This is a genomic window from Geobacillus subterraneus (genome assembly GCF_001618685.1).
In the GTDB taxonomy this organism is placed as follows: domain Bacteria; phylum Bacillota; class Bacilli; order Bacillales; family Anoxybacillaceae; genus Geobacillus; species Geobacillus subterraneus.
In genome coordinates, this window is record NZ_CP014342.1 from 2,350,157 (window position 1) to 2,367,558 (window position 17,402).

Below are 17,402 nucleotides of genomic sequence, written 5' to 3' on the forward strand. Positions count from 1 at the left end.
TACGGCATAGTCTTCCAATAGAAGGGCATTTTTATGCATCCCTCGCATTCCCTATTGATTCGACAGAATATTGTATATATTATTGTGAATAGACAAAAAATAAAAAGGAGAATCGTAAATGAGTGAGCTGACGAAACAGCGTCGGTCGAAACGAGCGTTGAAAAAAGTGACAGAAACGGCGGAAGCGCTGCGAAAGATGATCGACCGAACGCGTCCGCTTGAAGAGCAGCTCGACCGCATCCGCGCCTTGTTGGATGAACAGCTTGGCCATGATGAATATTTTGTTCTTGTCGATGAAAGCGGATACGGAGTTGTCCATACGAACCGCCTCCGCGAGGGAAGGGTGTTTGCCGACCCAGTCGGGCTGGCTGCCGCCCGCACGAATGAACCGCTCTTGCAAGTGTACGAACGCGATACGGGCGAGGTGCTGATTGACGCCAGCTGCCCGTTTTGGACGGAGCCAGGCGGAAGGCGGTTCAATTTGCGGATGGGGCGGCTGATGCATCGCCCGTATTTGCAATGGGTGTTAGCAAGCGTCGCCATCGCGCCGGCAGCTGTTAGTCTAGCAGCCGCCCTTATGGGAGCATCGCCCGTTTTTGCCGCGCTGCTTGCCGCGGCGGCCGGACTTGGGCTTGGCGCCATCTGGCATCAAACGCTTGCCGGACAGCTGCGCCATTGGTACAGCGTCGCCCGCACTGTCTCGTCCGGCCAGCTGCAGACGGAAGTCAAGACGGCCAAAAAACGGGATGAATTCCATCAAATCGCCTACGAAATCAATAAAATGATTCTCGGCATCCGCACGATCATAGACGGATTGGCGAAAGCAGCGAAAACGGTGCACGATGTCAGCCAAGAGCAGCAGACAGAAGTGCGGCGGTTGTCCGAGTCGTTTGACGAAATCGCCACCGCGGTCGAAACGTTCCGCGAAGGGACAAAACAACAAACAGCGGCGGTTGAACAAGCGGATGAGGTCATTCAAAAAATGGTAGAACGCGTGCAGCTTATGCGCGCCGCGGTCGAACGCGTCGTGAGGCAAGCAGGCGAGGCGTGGTCGTCAGCGGCCGAGGGCATTCGCCTGATGAATGAAACGAAAGCGAACATGGACGCCATGCAGCAAGACATCAGCGAGACGACCGCCCTCATTGACAAAGCAGCAAAAGAGGCGGCGCGCGTTCATGAAATGATTGCCGCCATTCGCACGATCGCCAAGCAGACGAACTTGCTTGCCTTAAACGCTTCGATTGAGGCGGCGCGCGCCGGTGAGGCGGGCCGCGGCTTTTCGATCGTCGCCCAAGAAGTGCGGACGCTCGCCGAAGACACGAACACCTTCGCCGCCAAAATTTTCGCCTCGCTCGACGCCATGACAAACGCGCTCGAAGCAGCTGTACGGTCGGTTCAAGGAAGCGGCCGCCACGTTGAAAAAACAAAAGACTCCCTTTGGCAAACAGGGGAGACGTTTTCCTCGTTCGGTGACATGTTCGCCCAGCTAAACGATCTGCTTCAACAAAACGAAGAGTACGTCAACACCATCACCGCCGACGGTGAGGAGCTAGGCAAATTGATGGGCGGCGTACGCACCGTCGCTTCCGATTTTTCCGACATGGTGCAAGAAACGGCAGCAGGGCTTGAGCGGCAAACCCTCGCCCTTCACGAGCTGGCCGGTGAAGCGGATGCGTTGGCTGCGGCGGCGCGCGATTTGGAAACGATGATCGCCCGCTTTCGCTCATGACAGCGCTTCGTGCGGGATGTTCCCATCCACAGCCAACCTCCTGCCGTCAAAAAAGCAGGACGAAAACATCAAGCCCTTTCACCTCCCGCCCCTAAACAGAGGAGCGCGGGAGATGAAAGGGCTCAGTTATTGCCGCGGCAACTGTCGTCGCCAAAGAAGCCATAGCAATCCAAGACTGATGTAGCCAAACAGCGGATAAATAAACGACAGCAGTTCTCCGTAACGAAACGAGCTTACGGTCGCAAACAGCGCGACAAGCAACATAGTGAGCCATTTTCCGCGAAGCGGCACCCAAACCCGCACTTGGCGCTCGAGTCCGAATAGCCCGCCGATAATTGACGTAAAAATTTCCCCGTAAATGACAAGGACATAAAACCAGTACAAAACGGCAAAAAACGTATGGACGACCTCTGCCATCGGAATATCATACCCGTTCTTGTGCGGAAACGACAACAGCACCGTATGGTTCAGCAGCAACAAAATCGTCAGCACGGTTCCGCCCAACAACGCCCCCCTCTTCACCACCCGTTCGTTTGTTGCCTCACAAGCAAGGGGAACGAGTACAGCTTGGGCCATGGCCAAATTAAACGCTGCATACGAAAATGGCGACAGCACCGCCTTCAGTGAATAGTCCGCCGCTGCCATGTCCGGCCGGCACAGCTCCCCGGCCATCATCGTCTTAACGAAGGCGATCGCGCTAAACAACACCATCATCGGCGCCACAAACACGTTGATGCCAAATAGCCCTTTGCGATCAAACAACATAATGATAAGCGCCAAGACGAGTGTCAGCACAACCCCTGCCTGCCGTGTCCAACCAAGCTGTTCTTCAAACACCGCCCCCGCTCCGGCGATCATCACCGCCGTCACCCCAGCGATCATCGCCGTCATGACAAGCGTCACGAACGGGCTTAACATTTTCCCGAATAAATACCGATTCAACTCATCGTATGACACCGCTCCGATGCGGCGCGCCATCACCATAAGGCGCGCTCCGCCCCATGTAAACAAAAAGCCGCTCACGGCCACGCCGACTGTCCCCACTGCCCCGTAGCGGGTAAAAAATTCAACAATTTCCCTTCCGGTCGCAAATCCCGCGCCAACGACTGTGCCAATATAGACAGCGGCGATTTGCCACGCCTCTCCCCATTCTTTTCCGTTCATTGCGCCATCCCCTTCTCCCTTGTCCGCTGTTTATTTCCATATATATGTCTAACGTGGACAAGAAAGACGAAACGGAAGAAAAAAGGATGCCTTTCTTTGGCATCCTTCACTTAATTGACAGTTACTTGTTCCACTTGATGTTCATGCAGCCCGCTCGCTTCGACATGCACTTTGACCGAGTACGTCCCTTTGTTCGCGAACGCGGCCGCTGCCTCATATTCGCCATTTCCTTTTTCCGTCGCATCGATAAATTCATGCTTGTTGTCCGCCTGCCAAATTTCAAAACGAACGGTGGCGTCCGTCATCGGCTTTCCGTCTCTCGTGATGCGCACCCCTAACGTCACCGGTTTTCCCGCTTCGAACGAATGAGAGGATAACGACATGGAGACACCGCCGTCATGATGATGGCCTTCCTCCTTGTTCGCTTGACCATCCGAGATCACGCCCTCAGCTGCGGCCTGTTCCGGATTCCCGACGACGACATCTTGTTTCGGCATGTTGTGCATATCGCGCGCCGTTACATGGGCGACAACCGAATACGTTCCCGCTTCTTTGAACGTTTTCGTCACCGAATAGCGTCCATTTCCATCATGCTTCGCTTCAAGCATTTGCCGGTCGCCATCGCCATGCTTCCATACTTCAAATTTCACTTCGCTTGCATCATCGACGTTTTCGCCGCCGTAGGTCACGACACAGGCGAGCTTCGTCGGCTTGTCCACATCGATATGATCGGGCACATCCATTTTCACTTCAAGCATCGCCGGCGTTTCCGCTTGTTCGTTGTTGTTCGAGCAAGCGGCGATGACGATGCCAGCGAGCATGGCGATCATCGCTAAAAACAAACGTCTCCTCATCTCTTTATCTGTCTCCTTTTTTCCTAATCTTTATAACAGATCGTTTCCGACCGCTCCGCTGCAAACGCCAGCCGCAGGCGTTTTCGGCCTTTTTTCTGTTTTTCACTTTATCATAGTTTTCCTGCACCTACATTAGTATTCACCATTTTTCCAAAAAGATTTCATCGTTATAACAATTTTTTTGTAAAAAACACTTGAAAGTCAAAAAAGGTCAAATTATAATAAAGTCAGAAGGTCAAAGAAAGTCAAAGTCAAGGTGCGGAAAAGGAGGTATGCCTTATGCGTTGCCAAGCATGCCAACAACGTGAAGCAACAGTGTTTGTCAACTTGCAATGGAACGAGGAAAAACAACAACTTCACCTGTGCCATGAATGCTATGAAAAGCAAAAACAACAACTGTCCATTCCGATGAACTTCGGCTTTTCGCCGTTTTCGTTTGACGACTGGTTCGCTGGCCATTTGGCGGCGGCCAACGCGCAAGCGGCCGCGCCGGAAACGGCGGCCAAACGCCCGCAGCGCCATGGCGGTGGATTTTTGGATCAATTCGGCCGCAACTTGACGCAAATGGCCAAAGCGGGCTTGATCGATCCGGTCATCGGCCGCGACAAAGAAATTGCGCGCGTCATGGAAATTTTAAACCGCCGCAACAAAAACAACCCGGTGTTGATCGGGGAGCCGGGCGTCGGGAAAACGGCCATCGTTGAAGGGCTGGCGCTGAAAATTGCCGAAGGGCAAGTGCCAGAAAAACTGTTGAACAAAGAAGTGTACTTGCTTGACGTCGCTTCGCTTGTCGCCAACACCGGCATCCGCGGCCAGTTTGAAGAGCGGATGAAACGGCTCATCGCCGAACTGCAAGAGCGGAAAAACATCATCTTGTTCATTGACGAAATCCATCTGCTCGTCGGTGCTGGAGCCGCTGAAGGCTCGATGGACGCGGGCAACATTTTAAAACCGGCGCTTGCCCGCGGCGAGCTGCAAGTCGTTGGGGCGACGACACTCAAAGAATACCGGCAAATTGAAAAAGACGCGGCTCTTGAGCGCCGCTTCCAACCGGTCATCGTCCACGAGCCGACCGTTGAGGAAGCGATCGCCATCTTAAAAGGCATTCAGCCAAAATATGAACAATTCCATCATGTCCGCTATACGGACGAGGCGATCGAAGCGTGCGTGAAATTGTCGCACCGCTACATTCAAGACCGCTTCCTCCCGGACAAGGCGATCGACTTGCTTGACGAGGCCGGCTCGAAAGCGAACTTGCGCCTCGGCCCGACCGATGAAAAGCAACTGCAAGAGCGATTGATCCAAATCGCGAAAGAAAAAGAACAAGCGGCGAAAGAAGAAAACTACGAATTGGCGGCGAAACTGCGCGCTGAAGAGCTGAAGCTTGAGAAACAACTCGAGCAAGGCGTCACCCAAGAACGCCCAACAGTCGATGTGGCGGACATCGAGCAAATCATTGCCGAGAAAACCGGCATCCCAGTCGGCAAACTGCAAGCCGATGAAAAAGAAAAAATGAAACATCTCGAAGAAAACTTGGCGAAAAAAGTGATCGGCCAAGCGGAAGCGGTGAAAAAAGTCGCCAAAGCGATCCGCCGCAGCCGCGCCGGCTTGAAAGCGAAACACCGCCCGATCGGTTCGTTCTTGTTCGTCGGCCCGACCGGCGTCGGGAAAACGGAGCTCGCCAAAACGCTCGCTGAAGAGCTGTTTGGCACAAAAGACGCCATGATTCGCCTCGATATGAGCGAATACATGGAGAAACATTCGGTCTCGAAGCTGATCGGTTCGCCGCCGGGCTATGTCGGCTTTGAAGAAGCCGGCCAGCTGACGGAAAAAGTGCGCCGCAATCCGTACAGCATCATCTTGCTCGACGAGATTGAAAAAGCGCACCCGGATGTACAGCACATCTTCCTGCAAATTTTGGAAGACGGCCGCTTAACCGACAGCCAAGGCCGCACCGTCAGCTTCAAAGACACCGTCATCATCGCGACAAGCAACGCCGGTGTGACCGACAAAAAAATCACCGTCGGCTTTGAAAAACAAAGCGGTGGCGCATCAAGCGTGCTCGACTCCTTGAACGCTTACTTCAAGCCGGAATTTTTGAACCGCTTCGACGCCATCATCGAGTTCAAGCCGCTTGAAAAAGCGCACTTGCTTCAAATCGTCGACTTGATGCTTGCCGAGGTCAAAACGGCAATGCGCGAACAAGGCATCGAACTCGACGTGACCGAAGCGGCGAAAGAAAAGCTGGCTGAGCTCGGCTACCATCCGGCCTTCGGCGCCCGCCCGCTCCGCCGCGCCATCCAGGAACATGTTGAAGACAACATCGCCGACTGCCTGCTTGACGCCGATCAATCGGTGCGTGCGATCCGCATCGATGTCAAAGGCGATGCCATTGTGGCGGAAATCGCATCATAACCGTCTGACGAATGCCGCCTCACCCCGTGTTCGGGGTGGGGCGGTTTTTTGAATCAAAAAAAGGCTGCGCTCCGATGTTGCGCAGCCTTTTTTGGTTAAAACAATCCGCCTTCCCGGCCGACTTCATAGAGATAATAAACGCCATAAACGAGACTGATGGCAGAAACAACCTGCACAAGCGCGCGATACAACGTTTGTTTCGGGCGGGCGAACAAAAACGGCAAACCGAGAAAAGAAGGCCAAATAACAAAGTAAGCGCCAAACCGCTCATCATCGTCCTCCTAGGTTTTCTCCGGTTTCTCATTCAGCTGTTTCCAAACTTGTTCATACACGTTTTTCAACGGAACGCCATTTCTCTGGGCGATCGTTTTGCATTGTTCAAACTCCGGGGCTCTTTGGACGACTTGGCCGCGGTAAATGCCTTCCTTTACCGCCACCGTCCCCCACTCCGTTTCCACCTCACGAAACCGCCGCTCGAGCCGATGCACCGTCAGCGGGTAATAACGCACCCCCAGCGTCGTCGTTTCACGAAACAAAATCTCTTTCATGTCCTCAAGCTTCCCGTGCGAACATAACAGTTGCAGCAAAACGCCGGGGCGATTCTTTTTCATATAAATCGGCGTGTAAAACACATCGTTTGCCCCCGCCTCAAACAACAACTCCATCACGTAGCCGAGCCACTCCCCCGGCGTGTCATCAAGATTCACTTCCATTTTGACCATTTGTTCGTCAATATGTTCATGATGAGGAGGATGGCCGCCCATCGTTCGTCCTCCCTTCCGTACACCTCTACCGTTGTTCACCGATCACTACGCGCAGCACATTCGGGCGGTTCGGGAACGTTTTTGTCCCAGCTCCATATCCGATGGCAGTTACTTTCATCGACGGGAGCGGGCCAAAGCGCTCCGCCAGCACGGAAACAATCGCTGCCCCTGTCGGTGTCGTCAACTCGCCTTTCACCGCCGACTGTTCAATCGGGACGCCTTTTAACAGTTCGAGCGTCGCCGGAGCCGGCACCGGGTATTCGCCATGTGCGATATGAACCGTACCCGACCCGACGGGAATCGGAGACGACTGAATCGACACCGCCCCTAACTGATGGATGAGAATCGCCGTTCCGACAATATCAATGATCGAATCGACGGCTCCGACTTCATGAAAATGAACATCATCCAATGGAACGTGATGAATCCGTCCTTCTGCCTCGCCGATGCGGCGGAAAATCGCCAACGCCGTTTCTTTGACTTCCGCAGCTAACTCAGACGCTTCAATCATCCCCGCAATTTCTTTGTATGACCGGTGATGGTGGCCGTGCCCATGATGATGATCGCTGCCGCCATGAGTGTGTGCGAGATGACGGCCATCGCCGTGATCATGTTCGTGATGATGGTGATGATTGTCATCATGACCGTGCCCGTGATGATGATGGTGTCCGTCATCATGAGCGTGCTCGTGATGGTGGTCACGATGATCATGGCCGGAGTGATGTCGATGATGGTCATCATGCTTGAGGACAACATCAAACTTTGTGCACGTAATGCCGTTTTTGACGATCTTCCGCCATGTTAACGTGTATTCCTCTTCCAACGGGAGTTTCTTTAATTCTGCTTCGAGCAGCTTCGGGTCGGCGCCGGCATCGATGAGCGCGCCGATCACCATATCTCCGCTGATTCCCGAGAAACAATCGAAATAGATTATCGTCATTCGTTTCACCCCTTTTGGCAGGCGAGCCGGTGAATTAAGGCAGCGCTATATCCGCCGCCAAATCCGTTATCAATATTGACGACACTAATGCCCGGCGCGCATGAATTCAACATCGTCAATAATGCCGATAACCCTTGGAAGTGGGCGCCATAGCCGACGCTTGTCGGCACGGCGATCACCGGGTGGGAGACAAGGCCGCTGACGACGCTTGGCAACGCCCCTTCCATTCCGGCCACGACGATCGAAACGGTCGCCGCACGAATGGCTTCGATATGGTGAAACAGCCGGTGAATGCCCGCCACGCCGACATCGTAAAACCGCCGCACTTCACAGTCGAACATCTCGGCGGTGATCGCCGCTTCCTCGGCGACGCCGAGATCTGACGTGCCGGCACAAATCACAGCGATATACGCATCCGTTTCCTTCGTTTTCGCCTGTTCCTTTTTCCAATATAACAGACGCGCGACATCATGATACACCAGCTCGGGAAACAGCGCACGCACAGCCGCTGCTTTGTCTTGTGTCACGCGGGTGACGAGCACGCGGTCGTCATGTTCTTTTAGTGTTCGGACAATGGCGATGATTTGGTCTGCCGTTTTTCCTTCCCCGAACACCACTTCCGGAAACCCTTGCCGTTTCGGGCGATGAAGGTCGACGTTGGCAAATCCTAAGCGGTCAAACGGCTTCAACCGCTCCTTCGCCTCTTCGACACTCAGTTCCCCTGTTTGTACTTGTCGCAAAATGTCTTCGAGCATCACATCACCTATTCCTTTTGAAAGTAGCTCGCCATATGGCGGACAAGGCGCTCGTAGCGTTCATAAACCTCTTTATTTGTTCGATTGCTTCGCGCACGGCCAAGACCGCGGAACGCTCAATTTCCGCCGCATCTTGTTCCACCCACCCTTGTTTCGGGTAATGGAACGTATTCATTTTTTCAGCCTCGGCCATCAATTGGCCGCTCCTATGAAACACACATGCTTTCACACTTGTCGTTCCAAGATCCAACCCGATCACATATTCTTTTGCCATGATGCCTCTCCTTTTTCGCATTCAACCAACCATTTCGAACGCTAGTCCATTGATTCGAAAAAAGTAATTCCGGAACAGAAACACGTCAGAAATCTTTACGCTTAAGAACCTGCTTTCGACATGCTGGCCCGTTCGCTGATCGATCGCTTACGGCAACATTTTGTTCATACTTCCGCTCTGATAGCCGACTAAATCGAGCGTCACATATTGATAGCCGTACGTTTGCAGCTGTTTCGCAATGCGGTCGCGATGCGCCAAAATGACCGCCATATCGTTTGGCTCCACTTCAATTCTTGCAACCTCTTGGTGAGTGCGGACCCGCACTTGGCGAATCTGAAACGTCTGTCTGAGAAATTGTTCTGCTTTTTCCACCCTCGTCAATTTTTCCACTGTAATCGATTCGCCATAGGCAATGCGCGACGACAGACAGGCAAAAGACGGTTTGTCCCATGTCGGCAAGCCGAGCCGGCGGGAGAGTTCACGAATTTCTTTTTTGTATAAGTTCGCCTCTTGAAGGGGGCCGCGCACCCCTCTTTCTTTCGCCGCCTTCATTCCCGGCCGATATTCGTTGGCGTCATCGGCAATGACACCGTAAACGACATTTTGAAACCCTTTTGCCTCCATAAGGGGGATCAAATGGTCAAACAAACTGCTTTTGCAAAAATAACAGCGGTTTTTCGAGTTTTCCGCATAACCCGGGATCGCCAGTTCCGACGTTTCAATAATTTCATGCGGAGCCCCGATCCATTTCGCCAGCCGCTTTGCTTCCTCGAGTTCGCTGGACGGATACGTCTCTGAATCAGCGGTGACGGCCAGCACATGATCTGCTCCGAGCGTGTCCACCGCCGCTTTCAGCAAAAACGTGCTGTCGACCCCGCCGGAAAACGCGACCACCACTGATCCCATATCCCGAAGAATGGACTGCAGCTTTTCATATTTTTGCTCAAGCATCGGCTTCACCTCCCTGCCTACTTTACATTAAATCGTCATGGCGCCAAACCCGCCGTCAACGCGGATGAGCGCGCCGGTGACGAAGCTTGAAGCACGGTCGGATGCCAGCCATACCGCCGCTCCTTGCAGTTCTTCCGGCTCGCCGAACCGTTTCATCGGCGTATGGCGCATAATCGCTTCAACCCGTTCATCATCCAATATTTTCCGGTTTTGCTCAGCCGGGAAAAATCCAGGAATAATGGCGTATTGAGCAAAATGTCCCAGCCTTCTGCCCATTGCTCAATGCGCTCAGCCACTTGCAAAAGCGAAGCGCGGTCGCTGACATCGGCTTGAAACGCTTGAGCCGTCCCGCCGTGATGGCGGATGTCTGCGGCGACTTGTTCCGCCTTGTCCAAATTGCGCCCCACAATGGCGACCTTCGCTCCGTATGCAGCCAATCCTTTGGCCATCGCTGACCCTAATACACTATTTCTCCCGATGGCTACAGCTACTTTTCCTGTCAAGTCAAATAAGCGATCCATGTTGTCCTCTCCCTTTGCTTGTTAAAATAATTGTCCATGTTTATCAAACACCCATTCATATGGACCGGCAACGACTTCCATATTCATGACAAGCACGTCAATTTGGTCAAAAAACAGACGCGGCAGCAGCTGCTTCGCTTTTTTCTGCAGCTCCGGCTCCTTCTCAATGATTTCCTTTGGCGTCAGCACATCCACGACCGCCACTTTGTCAAACGCATTTTCAATCGTCGCCCCCCCGAACAGCACCGGTTTTTTCTCTATCATCATTTTCGCCATCGCCGGAACGTTTCCTGCTGGATGCGCTGGCGTTTCGTCTGTCATCTTCACTTTTTATTTTACCATTTGCGATCCGTTTCTGGGGCGGCCCCAAGGTGGACGACAATTGTCACCGGCCGCTTTTGCGGGTCAAGCTGTTTCGCCAGTTCAACAAGCGGTTGGAAATATTCGTAAGCCCCTTCTTCCTCTGAAGCCGGCTCGTTGGCGATCGACCACATCACGACCGATGGGTGATTCTTGTCGCGGGCGATCAGCTCTTTGATCACTTGCTTATGTTGTTCAAACGTTTGAAGCAATTCCCATTTGCACGTAAACATGCGGTGTCGTATAAATTTTCACCGGTCGGTACAGCCCGGCATAATTGAAAAAATCAAAGTTCGGATTGTTGCGCACCACCGTGCCAAGTCCTTTTAGTTTCTTTTTCCCGCTTTTCGCCAAAAACAAGAACATTTTGCTATAATGGAGGAAAACATAAGGGGGTGCCGTGATTGCCAAACCAAATGGAGACGGTCATCATTCAGACCCTCCGTCCGGTTCTTGACCCGTTCGTCATTTATCTGTTCGGTTCAGCCGCCCGTGGGGCGATGCGCCCGGACAGTGATGTCGATATCGCCTTTGTCAGCGACGGCGAACCGCATGATCCGTATGAGCTGTTTCGGCTCGCGGGGCATTTGGCTGACAAGTTAGGGCGAGATGTCGATCTTGTCGATTTGCGCCAAGCCAGCACCGTGTTTCAAGCGCAAGTCGTCTCGACGGGAAAAGCCATTGATTGCCGCGACGAGCGGAAACGGGCTGAGTTCGAAATGAAAACATTGAAAATGTATGTGAAACTAAACGAAGAAAGAGCGCCGGTGTTAAAACAAATTACGGAAAGCGGGAGCATATATGAAAAGTGATGTCATTTTAAACAAGATCAGCGTGATCGAACGCTGCCTGAAACGAATTCGTGAAGAATATAACGGCGATCCAAAAAATTTACAAAATTACACAAAACAAGATTCGATCGTTCTGAATTTACAGCGGGCGTGCGAAGCCTGCATCGATTTGGCCATGCATATCGTTGCCGAGCAAAAATTCGGATTGCCGCAGCATAGCCGCGATGCGTTCGCTCTTCTCGAAGAACATGGGGTCATCTCCCCTTCCGTAAGCAAAAAGATGAAGGCGATGATCGGATTCCGCAACATCGCTGTTCACGACTACCAACAACTGAACCTCGGCATCGTGCAAGCCATCGTTGAACACCATCTTGATGATTTCAAACAGTTTGCCGAAGCTATCCTCCGTTATGCGAAAGAAAACAACTAGGCCGGCTCCTGCGCGGAAGCCGGCCGGTTAGCGCCGCAGACCGTTCATCAATACGTGAATCGTCCGCTCCATCTCCGCCTCATCGTCCCAATGGTGGTCAGGCAAAAGGAGAAAGCGGGCGGCCAAAAAGCCGGCGAGCGATGTGATCGTCAGGCGGATGACGGAATCGACCGGCAGCTCGGCCAACTCCCCTTTCTCTTGAAAGTGGCGGGCAATGCGGGCGAATTTCGGATACACATGCTCGACAAACACGCGTTGAAAGCACTGTTTGATCTCGGAATGAAAGGCCAGCTCCTGCCAGAGCACGCGAATCGCCGGCAAATACGTTTTCACAAACGCGTAGCGGTTAGCGAGCACCGCGCGCAAAAACTGTTCGTACGTCTCATATTCGTTGTCAAACACTTCGCGAACAAACTCTTTCGCCAAAAACGGGGCGACGGACTGAAACAATGTCGGCGTGACGATCGCCAACAATAAGTCTTTTTTCGTCTTATAGTGGCGGAAGATCGTCCCTTCCGCCACCCCGGCCTTTTTGGCGATTTCACTCGTGGAAGTCGCCGCATAGCCTTTTTCAGCAAACATTTCCACCGCCGCTTCCAAAATTTTCAGCTGTTTTTCACTGAACTTCCCGTCCTTGCCGCCGATTTGCAGCAATTCCTGAATCCATGAATGCTCGCTCATTGCTCTACCCCTTACAGCTTGCGATATTTTTTCAGCGTTACTACATTTAGTACCATAAACAGCAGCGTGAAACCAAGCAGCACGTATACGTCAACAGCGATAGCGCTCCACCCCTCTCCGCGCACCATAATATCGCGCAGCGCATCCGCCCCGTAGTTGAGCGGCATGACGACGCTCAGCGAACGCAGCCATTGTTCCATCGTGTCAAGATTGAACAAGCCGGAGAAAAACACTTGCGGCACGACGACAAGCGGGATAAACTGCACCATTTGCAGCTCGTTGTTGGCAAACGCCGACAGCAGCATCCCGAGCGCCAGCGCCGTCATCGCCAGCAAAAACGTAATGAGCAGCACATACCCGAACGAACCCTCCATCATCATGTCGAGCACATCAATAGCAAACCATGAAATTAAGCTTGCTTGAATCGTCGTAAACAGCCCGAACCCGACCATGTAGCCGGCGACCATTTCCCAGCGCCGAATTCACTCGCTTGATCAATGCCGGCGATCATGCGCACCAACGTCGTCTTGCCCGCCCCCGACGGGCCGAGCAGGCCGAATATTTCCCCCGTCTGGACTTCCAACGACACATCGTCGATGACTACTTTTTTTCCAAACCGCTTGGAAACACGCTCGACTTGAATAGGTGGATGAGTGCGCATTGTTCATTCCCCCTTTACACCTCATCATGACGTCACCAGTTTGCCGGATTCCTCCGATTCCTGAACCATACGTTTCTTGAATGCCGAAACGATGACGAGAACAACCCCGACAAACGCCAGCCAACATAAGACGGAAACGGGTTCGTTCCATTGAAATGTCGGATCAAAGAAAAAGAGTTCCCGAAGCCCCTCGACCATGAAGCGCTGCGGCAGCCATGAATAAACCCAATCGCGGTAAAATGATGTCATCAATTCCGGCGCCATGGAAAGCAGTGGAGCGCCGAAGAACAAAAGAAGAATAAAAATCAGGATCCCTTTTAACCCAATCCAAGCGAACACGGCGCTTTCAATGGCAAAAAAGCTAAAAAAGGCAAGGGAAACAAACAGCGCCATATCTATAAATGAAGGGATATGAAATCCGATCGCATCCGCCATCCCGATAAGTCCAAATCCTGCGATCAGCGCCAGCAGCAGCCCAACAACCGTTTTCATCACCTGTGCAGCTAGCTTCTCGCGTCGATGGGCAAACGCGCGTCGATCCATCGCTAAATGTAGCAGCGCCGCTGCAGCGAGGCTTGCCACCCAAATCGGCTGAACGAACGAAACAGGCGCATTGCCGTTGGCGCTGTGTGTGCCGACCGCGTGAATGACGGCCGTCTCTTTCTCAACAGGCGAGGCGAGAAGAGCAGCCTGTTCAACCGTCACCATTCCCCCTTTTTTAGCCATCGCTTGCAACAATTGTTGGCGCACGTTGGCATTGATATGGTCCGCCGCTTGATTCAAGATTTGCTGCACGATGGCAGACGCTGCGGCATTCATTCCTTGATTGACGACGATTTTCACTTTTGGGGCAGAAGGACGGGGCGTCTGCAGGGACGCTACTTTCTTGCTGAAATCTTTTGGAATGATGAGAGCGCCATAATAGTGTTGCTTATCCATTCCTTTTTTCGCTTTGTTCTCGCTGTCAACTTGCATCCAATCAATTGGGGGGTGATCCTTTCCAGCTGCATTCGATTTCGCCATGTTTTGGATGGCTTGTTCAATGTTCTTCCCCATGTTGATCGGGGGCTGATTCGGCAATTGCACCCCTTCGTCCTCGTTGACAAACGCAACGGGAAGCTTTTGCGGCTTCGGATGCACGGTTGGAACAAGAACAAGAGAGAAAATCAATACTACAATGGCCACCATGACAGGCGACAAGGCCACCCACTTACTTCTCAAAATGCTCATGCACCTTTCCTCCTTCTTGAAATAAAATAGTGAGTAATCACTCACAAAAAGTATAAAACAGGACAAACGTGTTTTTAAAGTGAGTAATCACTCGCAAAACAAATTTTTTGAGCTGCCGAACTGTCGGCAGCCCCTTCCTAGTTCATCGTTTGAATGTCTTGCCAGCCGTAGCACCACTCCGATAACACTGTTCCGCCGATTTCCACCCTTTCCTCGGCCAGTTTTTCACCGCCAAGCCGTTCGTAGAAACCGCGCGACGGATTGGCGGCAAGCACCCAGACGACGAGCGAATGAATGCCTTTTTGCGCCAAGTCGCGGGCCAAGGCTTGCACAAGCCGCCGTCCCCATCCTTTTCCTTGGGCCTCTTTGAGCAAATACACCGCGTACAGCTCCCCGTCATATCGGGCCGCTGGGCCGTCGCTCGCCCGGTTTCGTCCGCCGGAGATGAATCCAACGACGCGCCCGTGTTCCTCGGCGACAAACACGGAATGGTCCGCTTGGCTGAGCCCCTTCTCCCATAACGCTTGTTTTTCTTCCACTGCCAACGTCTCCAAGTACGCGTCCGGCACGATGCCGCTATACGTCGTCTTCCAACTTTCGACGTGGACCGAAGCGATGGCCAGTGCGTCGACCCATGTGGCTTTACGGATCATCGTTTTCCCCCTTTTCCCCAGTTTGATAGAAGTTTTCAAATTGAACGCTCTCCCACCTACGCTTGAGCTTTGAGGTGAGAGATTGTTGGAAACACCCGCCCCACAGCAGGCTGTCAACCAAGCCATCCCCGCCCAACACGTGGAAGTGGGGGTCTTCTCGGCGCGAGATGATAAAGAAAAGCAGGGCGGTGCTGTTCCCGCCCGCCTTCTTTGCTTCTTTTTACAAGGCTTTGTCATCGACACTGTCCAGCCACCGTTCGATATGGCCGGCGACTGAAGCGACCGCCCCGTCGGCAAACGGCGACTGGAGGTTGGCGCATTGGACGAGCTCGGTAAACGGCCGGCTGCCGCCCAATCGGCAAAGCGCCACATAGTCGCGCCACGCCGCAGCCCGGTCGTCTTGCGCCCGCTTCCAAAACTGGAACGCGCACACTTGCGCAAGCGTGTAGTCAATGTAATAAAACGGGTCGGTGTAAATATGCCCTTGCCGCTGCCAAAAGCCGCCCCGTTCAAGGTAATCGTGGCCGTCGTAATCCCTTGTCGGCAAATACACGTTCTCAATGTCACGCCATGTTTTCTTCCGCTCGGCCGGCGTCATATCCGGGTTCTCGTAGACCGCGTGCTGAAATTCATCGACCGCCACGCCGTACGGCAAAAACAAGAGCGCGTCGCTCAAATGGGCGAACCGGTATTTGTCGGCGTCGTCGGCGAAAAACAGCTCCATCCACGGCCAGGTGAAAAACTCCATGCTCATCGAATGGATTTCACACGCCTCAAGCGTCGGCCAGTTGTATTCCGGAATGTCGTAATGACGGCTTTCATACACTTGGAACGCATGTCCGGCTTCATGGGTCAATACGTCAATGTCGCCGGATGTGCCGGTAAAGTTCGAGAAAATAAACGGCGCCTTGTAATCATCGATATACGTGCAATAGCCGCCGCCCGCCTTCCCTTTTTTGGCGACGAGGTCCATCAATTCGTGTTCGACCATATAGCGGAAAAACGCGCCGGTTTCCGGCGACAGCTCTTCATACATGCGCCGGCCGTTGTCGACGATCCAAGCGGCGTCCCCTTTTGGCGCCGGGTTGCCGCTTGGGAACATGAACGGCTCATCATAATACGTAAGCCGGTCGACCTGAATCCGCTGCCGCTGGCGCTCGCGCAGCTTGGCGGCGAGCGGGACGATGTGCGTTTTCACTTGCCGGCGGAAGTTGGCAACCATCTCGGCATTGTAATCGGTCCGGCCTAAACGGGCATAACCGAGCTCGACAAAATTTTTGAACCCCAGCTTCTCGGCGATCGCCGTGCGGACATGGACGAGCTCATCGTACAGCTCATCAAGCTCTTTTTCATGATCGGTGAAAAACGAAAACCTTGCTTCGCTCGCCCGTTTGCGCATCGAGCGATCCGGCGATTCGACGAACGGCTGCAGCTGGGCAAGCGTCCGCTCTTCGCCTTCAAACATGATTTTTGCCGATGCGATGAGCTTCGTATATTCGCTCGCCAGCTTGTTTTCTTTTTGCAAGTCTTCCATCACTGCCGGAGCGTACGTTTTCAGCTGCGTTTCCGCTAAGGCAAACAGCTGCGCGCCCCACGTTTTTTCGAGCTCAGCGCGAAACGGCGACTCGACAAGGGCGCGGTAATAATCGTTGATGAGCCCTTTGACGACCGGTTCCGTTTCATCAAAAAAGTCTTGTTCTTTCTTATAGAACTCATCGTTTGTATCGATCGTATGGCGGATATGACAAAGGTTCGCCATCGTGCTGTAGCGGCGGCGCAGTTCGTTGACCCGTTTCATCGCCTCGTGCTGCCCGGCAGCGCTCCCGGCGCGGCGGAACGCATCGAGCGCCTCCTGAAACGATGCCTGCAGCTGATCCATGTCGGGCCGCTCATAATGAAATGCGGAAAATTTCAAGCCAATCCCTTCTTTCTTTATTTTTTCGCCAAACACGGCGGCAATTTCTTCTTTTGCTTCAACCAATTGCTTATTCGCCGTTTGTCGCAAAAATCCTTCTCATTGCCAACTTTCTGAATATAATTCCATTTTATTGCATGTTTCAGAAGTGAGGCAACTATGCTGTCGCCGTCCAAATGCTACGTTATTTTCTCCAAAAACATAACGATCGCCAATTTTTTTCGCACGCCCGGAGGTCGCGGCAACAGACGGAAGACCTACACGCTTAACCTTATTTCAGAAAAATATATTGACGTTTTTTGTCGAATCGGGTA

The 17,402-nt window shown here is 52.9% G+C and carries 16 protein-coding genes and 5 pseudogenes; 4 read left to right on the forward strand and 17 right to left on the reverse strand.

Going from position 1 to position 17,402, the window contains the following annotated elements; all coding sequences use genetic code 11:
• The first annotated feature begins 118 nt into the window (after positions 1-118).
• The gene (locus tag GS3922_RS11510; RefSeq protein WP_063166484.1) at positions 119-1,729 is read left to right on the forward strand and encodes a methyl-accepting chemotaxis protein; all 1,611 of its coding nucleotides are present in this window, start codon (positions 119-121) and stop codon (positions 1,727-1,729) included.
• Positions 1,730-1,855: 126 nt separating this feature from the next.
• Here GS3922_RS11510 and GS3922_RS11515 read toward each other — a convergent pair whose 3' ends face one another.
• A complete protein-coding gene (locus GS3922_RS11515) occupies positions 1,856-2,893 on the reverse strand; it encodes a YkvI family membrane protein (protein WP_063166485.1) in 1,038 nt (345 codons plus the stop codon).
• Between the two features lie 110 nt (positions 2,894-3,003).
• Positions 3,004-3,747: a FixH family protein gene (locus GS3922_RS11520; protein WP_063166486.1), complete on the reverse strand. Its 744-nt coding sequence runs from the start codon at positions 3,745-3,747 to the stop codon at positions 3,004-3,006.
• Positions 3,748-4,026: 279 nt separating this feature from the next.
• Here GS3922_RS11520 and GS3922_RS11525 point away from each other — a divergent pair, with 279 nt between their 5' ends.
• The gene (locus tag GS3922_RS11525) at positions 4,027-6,162 is read left to right on the forward strand and encodes an ATP-dependent Clp protease ATP-binding subunit (protein ID WP_063166487.1); all 2,136 of its coding nucleotides are present in this window, start codon (positions 4,027-4,029) and stop codon (positions 6,160-6,162) included.
• A gap of 281 nt (positions 6,163-6,443) precedes the next feature.
• Here GS3922_RS11525 and larC2 read toward each other — a convergent pair whose 3' ends face one another.
• The 9 genes and pseudogenes from larC2 to GS3922_RS17895 form a co-directional block, all read right to left on the reverse strand.
• Positions 6,444-6,926 carry a nickel pincer cofactor biosynthesis protein LarC2 gene (gene larC2 / locus GS3922_RS18255; RefSeq protein ID WP_020959115.1) on the reverse strand — a complete coding sequence of 161 codons (483 nt, stop codon included), beginning with the start codon at positions 6,924-6,926 and terminating at the stop codon, positions 6,444-6,446.
• A gap of 25 nt (positions 6,927-6,951) precedes the next feature.
• Positions 6,952-7,866, reverse strand: a complete 915-nt coding sequence (gene larC / locus GS3922_RS18260; RefSeq protein ID WP_063166489.1) for a nickel pincer cofactor biosynthesis protein LarC — start codon at positions 7,864-7,866, stop codon at positions 6,952-6,954.
• A 5-nt stretch (positions 7,867-7,871) separates the two neighbouring features.
• Positions 7,872-8,621, reverse strand: coding sequence for a nickel pincer cofactor biosynthesis protein LarB (gene larB / locus GS3922_RS11545; RefSeq protein WP_063167396.1), 750 nt, complete (start codon positions 8,619-8,621; stop codon positions 7,872-7,874).
• Between the two features lie 4 nt (positions 8,622-8,625).
• Positions 8,626-8,895, reverse strand: a complete 270-nt coding sequence (locus tag GS3922_RS11550) for an FGGY family carbohydrate kinase (protein WP_063166490.1) — start codon at positions 8,893-8,895, stop codon at positions 8,626-8,628.
• Positions 8,896-9,042: 147 nt separating this feature from the next.
• Positions 9,043-9,846, reverse strand: coding sequence for an ATP-dependent sacrificial sulfur transferase LarE (gene larE / locus GS3922_RS11555; RefSeq protein WP_063166491.1), 804 nt, complete (start codon positions 9,844-9,846; stop codon positions 9,043-9,045).
• A 27-nt stretch (positions 9,847-9,873) separates the two neighbouring features.
• Positions 9,874-10,367 (reverse strand): annotated as a pseudogene (locus tag GS3922_RS11560) (SDR family oxidoreductase).
• An 81-nt stretch (positions 10,368-10,448) separates the two neighbouring features.
• A pseudogene (locus tag GS3922_RS11565) lies at positions 10,449-10,661 on the reverse strand (nickel pincer cofactor-dependent isomerase, group 22); the annotation flags it as partial.
• A 56-nt stretch (positions 10,662-10,717) separates the two neighbouring features.
• Positions 10,718-10,945: pseudogene (locus GS3922_RS11570) on the reverse strand (glycoside hydrolase family 2 TIM barrel-domain containing protein); the annotation flags it as partial.
• Positions 10,923-11,081: a hypothetical protein gene (locus tag GS3922_RS17895; protein ID WP_156487387.1), complete on the reverse strand. Its 159-nt coding sequence runs from the start codon at positions 11,079-11,081 to the stop codon at positions 10,923-10,925. The gene GS3922_RS17895 and the pseudogene GS3922_RS11570, both read right to left, overlap by 23 nt.
• 62 nt (positions 11,082-11,143) lie before the next feature.
• On the opposite strand from GS3922_RS17895, the gene mntA reads away from it, so the two are divergent.
• Both mntA and hepT read left to right on the forward strand, forming a co-directional pair.
• Positions 11,144-11,539, forward strand: a complete 396-nt coding sequence (mntA, locus tag GS3922_RS11580) for a type VII toxin-antitoxin system MntA family adenylyltransferase antitoxin (protein WP_063167397.1) — start codon at positions 11,144-11,146, stop codon at positions 11,537-11,539.
• Positions 11,529-11,948, forward strand: a complete 420-nt coding sequence (gene hepT, locus GS3922_RS11585) for a type VII toxin-antitoxin system HepT family RNase toxin (protein ID WP_063166496.1) — start codon at positions 11,529-11,531, stop codon at positions 11,946-11,948. Before mntA ends, hepT begins: the two co-directional genes overlap by 11 nt.
• A gap of 27 nt (positions 11,949-11,975) precedes the next feature.
• Here hepT and GS3922_RS11590 read toward each other — a convergent pair whose 3' ends face one another.
• From GS3922_RS11590 to GS3922_RS11610, 6 genes and pseudogenes are all read right to left on the reverse strand, one after another.
• Positions 11,976-12,629, reverse strand: a complete 654-nt coding sequence (locus tag GS3922_RS11590) for a TetR/AcrR family transcriptional regulator (RefSeq protein WP_063166497.1) — start codon at positions 12,627-12,629, stop codon at positions 11,976-11,978.
• Between the two features lie 11 nt (positions 12,630-12,640).
• Positions 12,641-13,111 (reverse strand): annotated as a pseudogene (locus GS3922_RS11595) (ABC transporter permease); the annotation flags it as partial.
• Positions 13,111-13,290 (reverse strand): annotated as a pseudogene (locus tag GS3922_RS17315) (ATP-binding cassette domain-containing protein); the annotation flags it as partial. The pseudogenes GS3922_RS17315 and GS3922_RS11595, both read right to left, overlap by 1 nt.
• A 24-nt stretch (positions 13,291-13,314) precedes the next feature.
• Entirely contained in the window at positions 13,315-14,520 is a 1,206-nt protein-coding gene (locus GS3922_RS11600; protein ID WP_063166498.1) for a YhgE/Pip domain-containing protein, read from the reverse strand.
• Positions 14,521-14,657: 137 nt separating this feature from the next.
• A complete protein-coding gene (locus GS3922_RS11605; RefSeq protein ID WP_063166499.1) occupies positions 14,658-15,173 on the reverse strand; it encodes a GNAT family N-acetyltransferase in 516 nt (171 codons plus the stop codon).
• 220 nt (positions 15,174-15,393) lie between these two features.
• Complete coding sequence (locus GS3922_RS11610) at positions 15,394-17,088, reverse strand: M3 family oligoendopeptidase (protein ID WP_063167398.1); 1,695 nt, start codon at positions 17,086-17,088, stop codon at positions 15,394-15,396.
• Positions 17,089-17,402: the final 314 nt, after the last annotated feature.

Bases quoted from the DNA above. Each gene is read 5' to 3' on its own strand.
- GS3922_RS11510 (WP_063166484.1), top strand. From the start codon at position 119: ATGAGTGAGCTGACGAAACAGCGTCGGTCGAAACGAGCGTTGAAAAAA.
- GS3922_RS11515 (WP_063166485.1), bottom strand. From the start codon at position 2,893: ATGAACGGAAAAGAATGGGGAGAGGCGTGGCAAATCGCCGCTGTCTAT.
- GS3922_RS11520 (WP_063166486.1), bottom strand. From the start codon at position 3,747: ATGAGGAGACGTTTGTTTTTAGCGATGATCGCCATGCTCGCTGGCATC.
- GS3922_RS11525 (WP_063166487.1), top strand. From the start codon at position 4,027: ATGCGTTGCCAAGCATGCCAACAACGTGAAGCAACAGTGTTTGTCAAC.
- larC2 (WP_020959115.1), bottom strand. From the start codon at position 6,926: ATGGGCGGCCATCCTCCTCATCATGAACATATTGACGAACAAATGGTC.
- larC (WP_063166489.1), bottom strand. From the start codon at position 7,866: ATGACGATAATCTATTTCGATTGTTTCTCGGGAATCAGCGGAGATATG.
- larB (WP_063167396.1), bottom strand. From the start codon at position 8,621: ATGCTCGAAGACATTTTGCGACAAGTACAAACAGGGGAACTGAGTGTC.
- GS3922_RS11550 (WP_063166490.1), bottom strand. From the start codon at position 8,895: ATGGCAAAAGAATATGTGATCGGGTTGGATCTTGGAACGACAAGTGTG.
- larE (WP_063166491.1), bottom strand. From the start codon at position 9,846: ATGCTTGAGCAAAAATATGAAAAGCTGCAGTCCATTCTTCGGGATATG.
- mntA (WP_063167397.1), top strand. From the start codon at position 11,144: ATGGAGACGGTCATCATTCAGACCCTCCGTCCGGTTCTTGACCCGTTC.
- hepT (WP_063166496.1), top strand. From the start codon at position 11,529: ATGAAAAGTGATGTCATTTTAAACAAGATCAGCGTGATCGAACGCTGC.
- GS3922_RS11590 (WP_063166497.1), bottom strand. From the start codon at position 12,629: ATGAGCGAGCATTCATGGATTCAGGAATTGCTGCAAATCGGCGGCAAG.
- GS3922_RS11600 (WP_063166498.1), bottom strand. From the start codon at position 14,520: ATGAGCATTTTGAGAAGTAAGTGGGTGGCCTTGTCGCCTGTCATGGTG.
- GS3922_RS11605 (WP_063166499.1), bottom strand. From the start codon at position 15,173: ATGATCCGTAAAGCCACATGGGTCGACGCACTGGCCATCGCTTCGGTC.